The sequence below is a fragment of the Cobetia sp. 3AK genome, assembly GCF_029846335.1.
GTDB lineage: Bacteria > Pseudomonadota > Gammaproteobacteria > Pseudomonadales > Halomonadaceae > Cobetia > Cobetia marina.
Window position 1 is genome coordinate 300,550 of the sequence record NZ_JARWKR010000001.1, and the last position, 11,916, is coordinate 312,465.

Annotated in this window: 11 protein-coding genes; 1 reads left to right on the forward strand and 10 read right to left on the reverse strand. The window is 63.4% G+C overall.

Going from position 1 to position 11,916, the window contains the following annotated elements; all coding sequences use genetic code 11:
- Positions 1–32: 32 nt before the first annotated feature.
- The 4 genes from QD228_RS01290 to QD228_RS01305 all read right to left on the reverse strand — a co-directional run bounded on the left by QD228_RS01290 (position 33) and on the right by QD228_RS01305 (position 5,006).
- Positions 33–785, reverse strand: coding sequence for an SDR family oxidoreductase (locus QD228_RS01290; protein WP_279874183.1), 753 nt, complete (start codon positions 783–785; stop codon positions 33–35).
- Positions 786–1,012: 227 nt separating this feature from the next.
- Complete coding sequence (gene gloA, locus QD228_RS01295; RefSeq protein ID WP_077371949.1) at positions 1,013–1,564, reverse strand: lactoylglutathione lyase; 552 nt, start codon at positions 1,562–1,564, stop codon at positions 1,013–1,015.
- A gap of 118 nt (positions 1,565–1,682) precedes the next feature.
- Positions 1,683–3,521 carry a sodium-extruding oxaloacetate decarboxylase subunit alpha gene (gene oadA, locus QD228_RS01300; protein ID WP_279874185.1) on the reverse strand — a complete coding sequence of 613 codons (1,839 nt, stop codon included), beginning with the start codon at positions 3,519–3,521 and terminating at the stop codon, positions 1,683–1,685.
- A 69-nt stretch (positions 3,522–3,590) separates the two neighbouring features.
- Positions 3,591–5,006, reverse strand: coding sequence for an acetyl-CoA carboxylase biotin carboxylase subunit (locus QD228_RS01305; RefSeq protein ID WP_077371943.1), 1,416 nt, complete (start codon positions 5,004–5,006; stop codon positions 3,591–3,593).
- 186 nt (positions 5,007–5,192) lie between these two features.
- On the opposite strand from QD228_RS01305, the gene QD228_RS01310 reads away from it, so the two are divergent.
- Positions 5,193–6,182 (forward strand): LysR family transcriptional regulator, encoded by a 990-nt coding sequence (locus tag QD228_RS01310; RefSeq protein ID WP_077371939.1) that lies wholly within the window; start codon positions 5,193–5,195, stop codon positions 6,180–6,182.
- An 87-nt stretch (positions 6,183–6,269) separates the two neighbouring features.
- Here QD228_RS01310 and lipA read toward each other — a convergent pair whose 3' ends face one another.
- From lipA to mltB, 6 genes are all read right to left on the reverse strand, one after another.
- The gene (gene lipA, locus QD228_RS01315; RefSeq protein ID WP_077371936.1) at positions 6,270–7,262 is read right to left on the reverse strand and encodes a lipoyl synthase; all 993 of its coding nucleotides are present in this window, start codon (positions 7,260–7,262) and stop codon (positions 6,270–6,272) included.
- Positions 7,262–7,987, reverse strand: a complete 726-nt coding sequence (gene lipB, locus QD228_RS01320) for a lipoyl(octanoyl) transferase LipB (RefSeq protein WP_084209158.1) — start codon at positions 7,985–7,987, stop codon at positions 7,262–7,264. The genes lipA and lipB overlap by 1 nt, the downstream gene beginning before the upstream one ends.
- Positions 7,988–8,044: 57 nt before the next feature.
- The gene (locus QD228_RS01325) at positions 8,045–8,332 is read right to left on the reverse strand and encodes a DUF493 domain-containing protein (protein WP_077371930.1); all 288 of its coding nucleotides are present in this window, start codon (positions 8,330–8,332) and stop codon (positions 8,045–8,047) included.
- A 163-nt stretch (positions 8,333–8,495) separates the two neighbouring features.
- Entirely contained in the window at positions 8,496–9,698 is a 1,203-nt protein-coding gene (locus tag QD228_RS01330) for a D-alanyl-D-alanine carboxypeptidase family protein (protein ID WP_084209159.1), read from the reverse strand.
- Positions 9,699–9,796: 98 nt separating this feature from the next.
- On the reverse strand, positions 9,797–10,825 hold the full coding sequence (locus QD228_RS01335; protein ID WP_176502791.1) for a septal ring lytic transglycosylase RlpA family protein: 1,029 nt from the start codon (positions 10,823–10,825) through the stop codon (positions 9,797–9,799).
- Positions 10,822–11,862, reverse strand: a complete 1,041-nt coding sequence (gene mltB, locus QD228_RS01340) for a lytic murein transglycosylase B (protein ID WP_077371920.1) — start codon at positions 11,860–11,862, stop codon at positions 10,822–10,824. Before mltB ends, QD228_RS01335 begins: the two co-directional genes overlap by 4 nt.
- Positions 11,863–11,916: the final 54 nt, after the last annotated feature.

Consider the following 11,916-nt stretch of genomic DNA (forward strand, 5'->3'; position numbering starts at 1 on the left):
ACTTGCCATCAGCATAGCCGTAAATGGCGCACTCAGGCGAAACCACCATTGGCGCCGATGACCTGCCCGGTGACCCAGGCGGATTCCTCACCGGACAACCAGGCCACGACGGCCGCGATATCCGTGGCATCCGCGATACGCCCCAGCGCTGCCATGCCCTTGAGGCGCTCGATGGTCTCCTCGCTCTTGCCATGCCGGAACAGCCCGGTATCCGTCGGGCCAGGCGCCACGGCATTGACGGTAATCCCGCGTGCGCCGACCTCCTTGGCCAGCACGCGAGTGAGCTGGTCCACCGCGGCCTTGGACGCCGCATAGGGACCATAGGTGGCGAACATCTGGCGCGTCACGGAGGTGGAGATATTGATCACGCGGCCCCCATCACGCAGCTTGCGCGAAGCTTCGCGCATCATGTTGAAGCTGCCGGTGAGGTTGGCCTGCATCAGACTGGAAAAGTCCTCATCCGTGAACTCGGCCAGCGGCTTGTAGAGGCTCATCCCGGCATTGTTGACCAGAATATCCACTCCGCCATAGTGCTCAGTGGCCACCGTGAACAGCTGACTGGCCATCTTGCTGTCGCCGACATCGCCCTGGACGGCAAGCGCCTGCCCGCCAGCTGCCTCTATCTCGGCCACCACCTGATTCGCCCCATCGACATCACTGCGGTAATTGACCACCACTTGGGCGCCGTCCGCCGCCAGACGCTGAGCGATGCCTGCGCCGATGCCGCGCGAGGCTCCGGTCACCACCGCCACCTTGTCGCTCAACTGCTGTGCATTCTCCGACATGGCTGTCTCCCCTTTCGTCATGGGCCATCGATTTCAAGGACCCTCAATCTCAAGGTCCCTCAATCTCAAGGTCCCTCAATCTCGAACCTTGAGCGTCTCAGTCAGACCTCATCATTGCAGCAACCGGATGCCACTGACACCCCTGCAACGCGGGGTGTCGTATCAACGAAAGAACCGCCACCCCGGGCATGCCGGTGGTGGCGGTTCTTTTACAGCGGTGGCCTGCCTCAGGCTTGGCCGTTGGCCTGACGCTCGAAGGTATCGGCACGCAGGATCTCGATCCAGTAGCCGTCGGGATCCTTGACGAAGGCCAGACCCTTCATCTTGCCATCATCGGGGCGCTTGACGAACTCGACACCCAGCGATTCGAAGCGCTCGCTGGCGGCGTAGACGTCCGGCACGCTGACCCCGATGTGGCCGAAGCCCTGAGGCTGGGCGTTGCCGTCATGATAGGCGAAGTCCGGGTCGTCCTCGGTCCCCCAGTTGTGCGTCAGCTCCAGCATCGCCTCACGCCCGAAGGTGTAGGTGGTGCGCTTGAGATCATCACTCGGCACGTCGCTGGCCTGGTCGTCGTCCAGATAGGCGAGGAAATAGAGGCTGAACTGCATTTCCGGGAAGTCGAGCTTGCGCACCAGGCGCATGCCGAGCACACGGGTATAGAAGTCCAGACTACGCGTCGGATCCTTGATGCGCAGCATGGTCTGGTTGAAGACATAGCCTCGGGTAGCCGGATCAATCTGCTCACTCAGGCCGGGAACCTGCTCGAAATGTGTTGCCATGATGGTCCTTCCACAGGAAAGGACGGCAGGACATCCACGATGCCCGGCCGTCCCTGGTGATCGAATAGCTGTCAGATGGAGTCGGCGAGCGGGTTTTGCAACCTCGCCGGCCGCGGCATCACTCGATTTCGATCAGTACTTCCCCCGGCGTGACGCGATCGCCGCGAGCCACGTGGATGGCCTTGACGGTACCGTCGACGCGCGCCGTGATCTCGGTCTCCATCTTCATTGCCTCGCTGATCAGCACCGACTGGCCTGCCGTGACGCTGTCACCCACCGCCACCAGCACCTCGACGATATTGCCCGGCATCGCCGTGGTGACGTGCCCCGGCGCAGACGCACTCGCGCGCCCGCCGCTCTGGCCACCTGCCACGTAATCGTCCTTGGCTTCGAACACCACCTCTTCCGGCATGCCATCCAGAGTCAGATAGACGTGACGCTTGCTGCCCTTGGCACCGCCGACGCCGGTGATCTGCACCGCATAGGACTCGCCGTGGACATCGATGACGAATTCGGTCGGCACGCCGGAAGACACCGGACGCTCCGCCTCGCCCTGGGGGATGATTTCCGGCGTGAGGGTGCCGGCGCGGCGCTCGCTGAGAAAGTCACGTCCCAGCTCCGGGAACATGGCGAAGGTCAAGACATCCTCAGGGGACTTGGCCAGCTCGCCCAGCTCCTCGGTGAGACGCGCCATTTCCGGGCTCAGCAGGTCTGCCGGACGCCCGACCTCCACCGGTGCGTTGCCGATGGCACGCGAGCGAACCTCTTCGTTGACCGGTGCCGGCGCCTGGCCATAGCCGCCCTGCAGATAGCGCTTCACTTCATTGGTGATGCTCTTGTAGCGCTCACCGGTCAGCACGTTGAGCACCGCCTGGGTACCGACGATCTGTGAGGTCGGGGTGACCAGCGGCGGATAGCCCAGATCGGCACGCACACGCGGAATCTCGGCGAACACCTCACGAATGCGCTCCAGCGCATTCTGCTCCTTCAACTGACTGGCCAGGTTGGACATCATGCCGCCGGGGATCTGGCTGATCTGGACCGAGACATCCTCACGGGTGAATTCGCTCTCGAAGGCCGAATACTTGCGGCGCACCTCACTGAAGTAGTCGCCGATCTCACGCAGCGACTCCAGTTCCAGTCCGGTGTCCCAGCGAGTGTCACGCAGTGAGGCGACGAAGGATTCGGTGGCCGGGTGGCTGGTGCCACCGGCGAAGGCCGAGATGCAGGTATCGATGTGGCGGCAGCCCGCCTCGACGGCCTTGATCTGACACTGCGGTGCCAGGCCTGCCGTGGCATGGCTGTGCAGGTGGATCGGCACTTCGACAGCCTCGACCAGCGCACTGACCAGGTCGAAGGTGGCATACGGGGTCAGCAGCCCGGCCATGTCCTTGATCGCGATGGAATCGGCGCCCATCTCGACCAGCTTGCGCGCCTGCTCGACATACATCTCCAGCGTATGCACCGGGCTCACGGTGTAGCAGATGGTGCCCTGGGCGTGCTTGCCGGCCTTCTTGACCGCGCGCATGGCGGTTTCCATGTTGCGCAGGTCATTCAGGGCATCGAACACGCGGAAGATATCGATGCCGCCGGCCGCGGCACGCTCGACGAAGGCCTCCACCACGTCATCGGCATAATGACGATAGCCGAGCAGGTTCTGACCGCGCAGCAGCATCTGCAGCGGCGTGTTGGGCATGGCTTCCTTGAGCGACTTCAGACGCGCCCAGGGGTCTTCCTTCAGAAAGCGCACACAGGCATCGAAGGTCGCACCGCCCCAGACCTCGAGGCTGTAGAAGCCGGCCTGATCGAGACGTGCCGCGATGGGCAGCATGTCCTCGGTGCGCATGCGCGTGGCGATCAATGACTGGTGGCCATCACGCAGGACGACTTCGGTGACCTTGACGGCATCAGCCGCAGAGTCGCTCGCGGCATGGGGAGTGGAGGTAGCAGCAGTCATGTCAGGTGTCCTTGTCATTGTTGGTTGAGGAGTCGGGGGAAGGACTCGAACGGCATGTCAGGGGTGGACTCAGAGACCGGCGTGCGCCGCGATCGCCGCCGCGATCGCCAGTGCCGTCTGTTCCGGCAGGCGCTTGACTGAGTACTGGGTCAGCTCCGGATGCGCCGCCACGAAACCGGTATCGAAGCGCGCGTTGCGGAAGTCCGGATGCTTGAGGATTTCCTGATAGTAAGGCGCGGTGGTCTTGACCCCCTGCAGGCGCATGTCATTGAGGGCGCGTGACCCGCGATTGATGACCTCTTCCCATGTCAGCCCCCACACGATGAGCTTCAGGCACATGGAATCGAAATACGGCGGGATGGTGTAGCCGGTATAGATCGCGGTATCGGTTCGCACGCCAGGCCCGCCGGGGGCGTAGTAACGCGTGATGCGCCCGAAGCTGGGCAGGAAGTCGTTCTTGGGGTCCTCGGCATTGATGCGGAACTGGATGGCATAGCCGTGATGGCGGATGTCTTCCTGACGGAAGGCCAGCTTGTGGCCCCAGGCGATGCGGATCTGCTCGCGCACGATGTCCACGCCGGTGATCGCCTCGCTGATGGTGTGCTCCACCTGGACGCGGGTGTTCATCTCCATGAAGTAGATCTCGTTGCCCTTGACCAGGAACTCCACGGTACCGGCATTGCGATAGCCCACGGCCCGCGCGGCGCGCACCGCCATCTCTCCGACGTAGGAGCGCTGCTCCGGCGTCAGCTGAGGGCTGGGGGCAATCTCGATCAGCTTCTGGTTGCGGCGCTGGATGGAGCAGTCACGCTCGAACAGATGGATCACGTTGTCGTGACTGTCGGCCAGAATCTGGACCTCGATGTGATGCGGGTCGACCACGCAGCGCTCCAGGAAGACATCCGCACTGCCGAAGGCCTTGGTAGCCTCCGAGATCACGCGACCCCAGGCCTGCTTGAGCTGCTGGGCATCATCACAACGCCGGATACCCCGCCCCCCACCACCTGAGGTAGCCTTGAGCATCACCGGATACCCCACCTGTTCCGCCACGCTCAAGGCTTCCTCGACATCGGCCAGATTGCCCTTCGAGCCCGGCGTGACCGGCACGCCAGCCGCCTTCATGGCGGCGCGGGCTTCGGTCTTGTCTCCCATGCGCGCGATGACATCACTGGACGGGCCCACGAAGGCAATGCCCGCCGCTTCGCAGATTCTCGCGAACTCAGCATTCTCGGAAAGGAAACCATAGCCCGGATGAATGGCATCACAGCCTGTCTCGCGGGCCAGATCCACCAGGCGACGGGGGTCCAGGTAGCCGGCCAGCGGGTCTTCGCCGATGAAATGCGCTTCATCGGCACGCTTGACGTGAAGCGAGAAACGATCGGCTTCGGTGTAGACCGCGACAGAGCGGATGTCCATCTCGGCACAGGCGCGTACAATGCGCACTGCGATTTCCCCTCGGTTGGCGATCAGCAACTTGCGGAACATGGTGACTCTCCCTGACGGAACGCGGTGATCTTGTTGTTGACGGCTTGCGTCTGACTCTCCTGCAACCCTGGAGGCTTGCGAGGGCAGTCATGTTCTCAGGCTTTCCACGCTACCCAGCGAGAGACCAATAGAAAAGTTGATATTTTTTTGCCAATCTATAAGTAAAACCTTATGACTGGGTGTGTCATGTCGCGTCCAAATCTGCTAAACCGATTAACTTTCAGACAGTTACAGGTATTTCAGGCCGTCCATCGCCAGCAGTCCTACTCGCGTGCGGCTGAGCAACTCGGACTGACACAGCCCGCCGTCAGTGCCCAGATTCGCCAATTGGAGCAGGCGCTCGAGCAATCGCTGTTCAAATATGCCGGCAAGACGCTGCATATCCTGCCGGCGGCGGATGCGCTGGCAAGCTCGGTACAGTCGATCTTCGGGGAAGTCTCGAGCCTGCAGATGGAGCTGTCGGAAATCGCCGGCACCATCCGTGGCGAGCTGAATCTGGCGGCCGTGTCCACGGCCCAGTATGTGGTGCCGCACATTCTGGCGCGCTTTCGTGCCCGCTACCCGGAAGTCTCGGTGCGCCTGCGCGTCTGCAATCGCGGCCAGGCACTGGAACGCCTCGCCGAGCGACGCGATGACCTGGTGATCATGGGCATGGTGCCCGATGACGCCAACCTGGCCTTCATGCCGATCCTGGACAACGAGCTGATCCCCATCGTCTGGCCCGGCCACCCGCTGCTGGACGTCAAGGGCGTCACGCTGGAGGATCTCGCCCAGTACTACATGCTGATGCGCGAGCCCGGTTCCGGCACGCGTACCGCCTTCGAGGAATTCGCCGCCCGCGAGCGCGTCTCGCTGCGCCATACGCTGGAGCTGGGCTCCAACGAGGCCATCAAGCAGGGCGTGATGGCGCATCTGGGCGTGGCGATCCTGCCGCGGCTGGCCGTCCAGCTGGAGCTCGCCTCCGGCCTGCTGGCCTCGCCGTCCCTGCCGGGCTTCCCGCTCAGACGCTCCTGGTGCACGGTCTATCCCAAGGATCGCTACCCCACGCCGGTCACCGAGCTGTTCCTGCGTTTCGTGCGCGAGCTGCTGCCGGAGCTCAACGCACACTTCAGCGCGCCGATGGAGCCGATTCCCGGGCACAGCGTCGCCTGCCTGCCGCTGGCCACGGAGCAGTGACGCTCCACCACACGCCCCTGTGCTCATGAACCAAAAAAACCGCCGCGGAGATGATCTCCGCGGCGGTTTTTGTCGGGCCAGTCCGGCTTATTTCACTTCCACACCATGCGCCTGCTTGTCGGCGTGATAGGAAGAGCGCACCAGCGGACCGGAGGCGACATGCGAGAAGCCCATCTCGCGCGCCTTCTGACCGAGCCAGTCGAAGGTATCCGGGTGGACCCAACGATCGATCGGCAGGTGGCTGCGTGACGGCTGCATGTACTGCCCGAGGGTCAGCATGTCGACGCCGTGATTGCGCAGGTCCTGCATGACCTCGAGCACCTGCTCGTCAGTCTCGCCCACCCCCAGCATCAGACCGGACTTGGTCTTCACTTCCGGGCGGCGCTCCTTGTAGCCCTTGAGCAGATCCAGCGACCACTGATAGTCGGCACCCGGACGCACGCGGCGGTACAGGCTCGGCACGGTCTCCAGATTGTGGTTGAAGACATCCGGCGGTGTCTGCTCGAGCACGTCCAGCGCGACCTGCATGCGGCCACGGAAGTCCGGTACCAGCACTTCGATCTCGGTACCTTCACACTTCTCGCGGATCTCGCGGATGCACTCGGCAATGTGGTTGGAGCCACCGTCACGCAGGTCATCACGGTCAACGGAGGTCACGACGACGTAATTCAGGCGCATCTCGGCGATGGCTTCGGCCAGCTCGCGCGGCTCGTCGGCATTCAGCGCATTGGGACGACCGTGGGCCACGTCACAGAACGGGCAGCGACGGGTACAGATATCGCCCATGATCATGAAGGTCGCGGTGCCGCCGCTGAAGCACTCGCCCAGGTTCGGGCAGGAGGCTTCTTCACACACCGTGTGCAGGCCGTGCTTGCGCAGGGTCTGCTTGATGCGGCTCACCTCAGGGGAGGCAGGCATGCGCACGCGCAGCCAGTCCGGCTTCTTCGGCAAGGTCTCGGTGGGAATCACCTTGACCGGAATGCGAGCGACCTTCTCGGCGCCACGCAGCTTCACGCCACGCTCCTTGCGAGCAGGAGCAGCGGAGGGAGCGGGCTTCGGGGTAGCGGTGGTCTCGGTCATCAGTTCTGTCCTGCTGTTCGAGAAATGTCAGCCAGTGCCGCGGGCAGCCCGCTCACCGGAGTCAGGGTCACGTCCCCCAGGCTTGCGCCCAGACAACGCACCAGGCGGTCACGCTCAGCGGCAAGATCCACCGGCTCGCGCGTCAGGTCGCGTAGCTGGGTCATCGCCATGCCGGCATAGCCGCAGGGATTGATGCGCCCGAAAGGCGCAAGGTCCATGTCCAGATTGATCGCCACGCCATGGAAACTGCATCCACGTCGGATGCGCAACCCCAGCGAGGCAATCTTGGCCTCTTCCATCGAGCGGCGCGGATCATCCATGCGCTGCGCCGATTTCTTCACGTAGACCCCCGGGGCATCGGGGCGTGGATACGCCTCGATGCCGTGCTCGGCCAACGCCGCCACCACCGTCTCTTCCAGCGCAGTCACCAGCTGGCGAACACCGATGCCGCCACGCTTGACGTTGAGCAACGGGTAGAGCACCAGCTGGCCGGGGCCGTGATAGGTCACCTGGCCACCCCGGTCGGTCTGCACCACCGGGATATCACCCGGCATCAGCAGATGTTCCGGCTTGCCAGCCTGTCCCTGGGTAAAGACGGGGGCGTGCTCCACTACCCACAGCTCATCCGGGGCCTCCGGCGAGCGGGTATCGGTGAAGTCACGCATCGCCGACCACACTTCCTCATACGGCAGCACGCCGAGGTGGTGGACGTGAATCGTGTTCATGCATGCGCTCCTGTGCTCATGGCGCAAGCCAGTGAAGTCGCTCGTCTCACGCGAACGTCACAATACCATGTGGATGCGACCGGTGGCCTTGAGGTCACGGTGCAAGGCATCCAGCTGGTCGGTTCCGGTGGCTCGGATCACCACGCGGATGCTGCGATAGTTGCCGTTCTTGCTGTCCTGCCAGGTGATGGCCGTGGCGTCGAAGCCGGGCGCATGCACTTCCAGGACATTGCAGACCACTTCGACGAGATCTTCGGCGGCATTGCCGACGATCTTGAGGGAGAAATCGCAGGGGAATTCGATCTTGGGGGGTGTCTTCTCACCCGCTTTTGGCGTGTTGGCCATGGGAAAGCCCTTCCAGTGATTCTATTTCCGACCATTCTACTCAACAAAGGGCGATCCGTCAGCCGGATCGCCCTTCGTGAAAGACGCATCCCCGGGTTTCAGGGGCGCGTGGCGGGCACCGTCGCATCACCTTGCTCGCTGGCCAGGGCGGACGGCACCAGCCTCAGTTGAACAGGCCGTGGAAGAACAGCATCAGGGCGTCCCACAGACGCTTGAAGAGACCGCCCTGCTCGACTGATTCCAGGGCAACCAGCGGCTCTTCCGCCAGCACCTTGTCCTCGAGCTTGATCTGCAGGGTGCCGTACTGCTCGCCGACCTGCACCGGTGCCTTGATGGTGTCCTTCAGATCAAGACGGGCGGTCAGCTTGTCGGCCTGGCCACTCGGCAGGGTCAGATAGACTTCCTTGGCCATGCCAAGACGCACCTGATCCTTCTCGCCGCCCCAGACACGGGCCTGATTGAGCACGGCACCCTTGTCATAGAGCTTCTTGCTCTCGAAGTAGCGGAAGCCGTAGGTCAGGAGCTTCTGGGATTCCTGGGCACGCGCCTCTTCGGAGCTGGTGCCCATCACCACGCTGATCAGACGCGTGTCTTCCTTCTTGGCAGACGCCACCAGGCAGTAACCCGCTTCATCGGTATGACCGGTCTTCAGGCCGTCGACGTCCTTGTCACGCCACAGCAGCTTGTTGCGATTGGGCTGCTTGATGCCATTCCAGGTGAAGTACTTCTGGGAATAGATCTGATAGTGATCCGGATAGTCGCGGATGATGTGGCGCGCCAGAATCGCGAGATCATGTGCCGTTGAGTAGTGCTCCGCGTGCGGCAGACCGGTGGCGTTCATGTAATGGGTATTGTTCATGCCCAGACGCTTGGCGTGCTGGTTCATCAGGTCGGCGAAGGAGCCCTCGCTGCCGCCGATGTGCTCGGCAAGCGCGACGCTGGCGTCGTTGCCTGACTGGATGATCACGCCATGCAGCAGATCATCGACCGAGACACTGGTGCCCTCGCGGATGAACATGCGCGAGCCGCCGGTCTTCCAGGCGTTGACGCTGATACGCACGTTCTCGTCCGGCGTCAGCTTGCCGTCATCGATTTCATTCTCGACCAGATAGGCCGTCATCATCTTGGTCAGACTTGCCGGCGGCAGACGCTTGTCGGCATTGTGCTCGACCAGGATGCGACCGGAATTGGCATCCATCAGAATCCAGGAGGACGCGGCCAGTTGCGGCGCCGCCGGAATCAGGGTGTCGGCCTCGATGGCCCGGGCCGGCGTGGAGGTGACGCTGGTCAGCAGCGCGATACCGCTGGCCGCCATCAGCCCGGCAAGACGGCGCCGCAATGGAAGAAGTCTGGCTTTCAGGGACATGTTGAAATCTCTTTGACACTCATGCGTTAGCCGGGGCACAAGCCCCGGCCATGTTGCACCCTCGTGGGATGCATGATGGATGCGCCAGATCACCGCCGCTAGCGCGGTGCCTGTACGCTGAAGGCGCCGGAGAAGCCGGCATCGGCGATCGCGGACTTGAGCGACTCGATACGCACGCTTTCTTCAAGCGGGCCAACCTGCACCTTGTAAAGATTGCCACTGCCCAGCACTCGGACCGGGCGATCAAGCGCCGCGCTGACGCGCTTGCTGATGCGGTCTGCCGTTTGCAGGTCACTGACCGCCGCCACCTGCAGGAAGCTGGCATCAGCGCCGCTGGCCGTAGTGTCGGTCGCGCGCGCCGCAGAGGCTACCACGGGCTTGGCGGCAACGCTCGTGCTGGACGTCTTCGCCGCCACGGAATCGCCGGTTGCGCCCATTTCCTCAAGCCCTGCGATGCCCTGCTCGCGACGCACCGCCTGACTGCGGGCCAGCAGGCGCTCGGACTCGGCCGTGCCCTGGGTCGGGCTCGGCCCCGGCCGCCAGGTGCTGGCGTCCAGCGTCTCGACGCGCACATGACCGGTACCATGGCCAAGCATGTCGAGACGCCACGCCGCACTGTAGGACAGGTCGATCAGGCGATCATCATGGAAGGGCCCACGATCATTGACCTTGACGATGACCTGCTTGCCGTTGTCCAGATTGGTGATTCGCGCGTAGGTCGGCAGCGGCAGCGACTTGTGGGCCGCCGTCATGGTGTACATGTCATAGATCTCGCCACTGGCGGTGGCGTAGCCATGGAACTTCTTGCCATACCAGGAGGCGGTACCTTCCGCCACGTAGCCGCGCGGGTCATCCATCACATGATAGGTCTTGCCCCACACCTCATACTCGCTGCGGTTGCCGCTGCGCGTATAGGGCTCGGGCTTCGGCACGGCGTCCGGCACCGCGGAGACGTCCGGCGCGTCGTCGGGATAGGCGTCCGAATCCATCTCGTAACGCCCATTCTTGCCCGCCTTCTTGCCCGTGCTCGGCGAAGCACCGTCGCTGACCGTGGTGCCACCACTGCTGGCACAACCGGCCAGCAGGGCAAGCGCCAACGTCAACGGCAGCGCGCGTGACCAGCTCATCCGGCACCCCCATCCTCGAGACGGCGCTTGATCGCCTGGGACAGCTCATTCACGGCCATCGCATACAGATGGCTGTGGTTGTAGCGAGTGATGACGTAGAAGTTGTCATAGCCCACGGCGTAGCGATACCCCTGCTTGAGGTCCAGCGCCAGCGGGATGATCTGGGTATTGCCTGCCACGCCACCCGCGACCTCGACCCCTGCCGCCTCAAGTGCCGAGACGCTCATGTAGGGCTTCTTGGTCTTGTTGAAGGTGACGGAAGACGGCGGAGTACCGGGGCCATCGGCTGCGCTGACGACCGGTGCACCGGCCTTCCAGCCGTGACGGGCGAAATAGTTGCCGACACTGCCGATGGCATCGACGGGGTTGTGCCACAGGTCCCGCACGCCATCGCCATCGAAATCGACGGCATAGGCCTGATAGCTGGTGGGGATGAACTGCGGGTAGCCCATCGCACCGGCATAGGATCCCTTGATGGAGAGCGGGTCGATGCCCTGCTCCAACGTCAGCTGCAGGAAGGCGGACAGCTCACCACGGAAGAACTTGCCACGACGCGGATGATCGAAGGCCAGCGTGGAGAGTGAGTCGATCACGCGGTGGGTGCCGGTGTGCTTGCCGAAGAAGGTCTCGACGCCAATGATGGCGGCGATGACTTCCGGCGGCACGCCATATTCGGCCTGGGCGCGATCGAAGGTCTCGCGATGCTCGGCGATGAACTTCACGCCGGCCTCGATGCGAGATTCCTTCATGAAGATGGCGCGGTACTGGTCCCAGCGCAGGTGCCCTTCCGCCGGGCGCGACATGGCATCCAGCACTTTCTGGCTGTAATCGGCCTGATTCATCAGCTCGGTCACGCGAGCGCGATCCAGCCCCTTGGCCACCAGCTCATCCACCAGCTTGGCCGTCTCCGGGTGAGTTGCGGGAGCAAAGCCATCCGGCGCCGCCATGGCCGCCCCTGACATGCCCAGCAACGGCGCGATCATCAGGGCTGCGCCCCAGTGCTTCAGACGCCGCCCACGTGCGTTAATCACCGTCATCGACTCTCTCCTTGCCTGTCTGCGGGCGTCGGCCCGCGAATGTCCTTGCCATCC

What these genes read in the sequence shown, in the direction of transcription:
- QD228_RS01290 (WP_279874183.1), bottom strand. Translation starts at nt 785, where the DNA reads ATGTCGGAGAATGCACAGCAGTTGAGCGACAAGGTGGCGGTGGTGACC.
- QD228_RS01335 (WP_176502791.1), bottom strand. Translation starts at nt 10,825, where the DNA reads ATGAGCTGGTCACGCGCGCTGCCGTTGACGTTGGCGCTTGCCCTGCTG.
- QD228_RS01325 (WP_077371930.1), bottom strand. Translation starts at nt 8,332, where the DNA reads ATGGCCAACACGCCAAAAGCGGGTGAGAAGACACCCCCCAAGATCGAA.
- lipB (WP_084209158.1), bottom strand. Translation starts at nt 7,987, where the DNA reads ATGAACACGATTCACGTCCACCACCTCGGCGTGCTGCCGTATGAGGAA.
- lipA (WP_077371936.1), bottom strand. Translation starts at nt 7,262, where the DNA reads ATGACCGAGACCACCGCTACCCCGAAGCCCGCTCCCTCCGCTGCTCCT.
- gloA (WP_077371949.1), bottom strand. Translation starts at nt 1,564, where the DNA reads ATGGCAACACATTTCGAGCAGGTTCCCGGCCTGAGTGAGCAGATTGAT.
- mltB (WP_077371920.1), bottom strand. Translation starts at nt 11,862, where the DNA reads ATGACGGTGATTAACGCACGTGGGCGGCGTCTGAAGCACTGGGGCGCA.
- QD228_RS01310 (WP_077371939.1), top strand. Translation starts at nt 5,193, where the DNA reads ATGTCGCGTCCAAATCTGCTAAACCGATTAACTTTCAGACAGTTACAG.
- QD228_RS01305 (WP_077371943.1), bottom strand. Translation starts at nt 5,006, where the DNA reads ATGTTCCGCAAGTTGCTGATCGCCAACCGAGGGGAAATCGCAGTGCGC.
- QD228_RS01330 (WP_084209159.1), bottom strand. Translation starts at nt 9,698, where the DNA reads ATGTCCCTGAAAGCCAGACTTCTTCCATTGCGGCGCCGTCTTGCCGGG.
- oadA (WP_279874185.1), bottom strand. Translation starts at nt 3,521, where the DNA reads ATGACTGCTGCTACCTCCACTCCCCATGCCGCGAGCGACTCTGCGGCT.